This is a genomic window from Aeromicrobium camelliae (assembly GCF_003850045.1).
GTDB lineage: Bacteria > Actinomycetota > Actinomycetes > Propionibacteriales > Nocardioidaceae > Aeromicrobium > Aeromicrobium camelliae.
In genome coordinates, this window is the sequence record NZ_RQJX01000040.1 from 1 (window position 1) to 858 (window position 858).

General features: G+C 66.4%; 2 protein-coding genes. Both read right to left on the reverse strand.

Annotated features, from left to right (window positions below):
• Positions 1-73: 73 nt before the first annotated feature.
• Positions 74-220, reverse strand: coding sequence for a hypothetical protein (locus EHW97_RS15440; protein WP_166367542.1), 147 nt, complete (start codon positions 218-220; stop codon positions 74-76).
• Between the two features lie 328 nt (positions 221-548).
• Positions 549-858: hypothetical protein (locus tag EHW97_RS15625; RefSeq protein ID WP_208002090.1), on the reverse strand; the 310-nt coding region annotated here is incomplete at its 5' end.

Consider the following 858-nt stretch of genomic DNA (forward strand, 5'->3'; position numbering starts at 1 on the left):
TTACGCTGCAAGGAACGAGCTCACGCCGACCGGCTGAGCCAACGAAAAGAGCCTCCGGACTTGCCGGGACGGTTCAGTTCGAGGTGCGGGCGGGGTCGTTGTCGGGGTCGATGTAGTCGAGCGCGTCGACGAGCAGGTCCGCGCGGCGCTGGTGCAGGGTCCGGCCGTCGTCGGTCAGTGACTTCGCTGCGTGGTCGAGTCGCTGATCGATTCCAGCCAAAACGTAGGACGGCAGATTCTCTGCGAGCAGGTCGCCGGTTCCGTCCTCAATGGAGCCATCGCAGTAGGGGCGTAGCCGCGATGGAGTGGTGGATCGTCACGCTTCGTTCCGCCACGATGTCCTCGTACCGTTTCTCGACTTCGTCGGGTTCGTGGCGTGCGATGAACCGCTTCACCCATTGCCGTAGCTCTCCGAGGCCACCGAACGTGCATCGAGCTTCTCGATGGAGCGGGCCTGGGTGAGTTTCCAGGCGCCGTTCGCGATCACCGAGACCCGAGCAGCGTCGATCTCTCCCTCACCGAAGGCCTTCCAGACGTTTGGCAGGTCATCACGCGCTTCGGCTCGCAGCCTGGTGCTCGGACCAGCCGTTCGCCTGGGCGACGACCGACCGGACGGCCGCGAGCGCGAGGTCCTGCTGCTGCGGCGCCACCTCCCGCTCGATCCGAGCCGTCTCGGCATCGAGGAACTCGAGCATCGCAGCCCAGCGACGGTAGTCCAGCTGAGCACTCTCGCGCCGCAGTCCGGCCATGAAGGCCACCTGCGCGTCCGGGGTGCTCTCGAGCGACGGTAGTCCAGCTGAGCACTCTCGCGCCGCAGTCCGGCCATGAAGGCCACCTGCGCGTCCGGGGTGCTCTCGA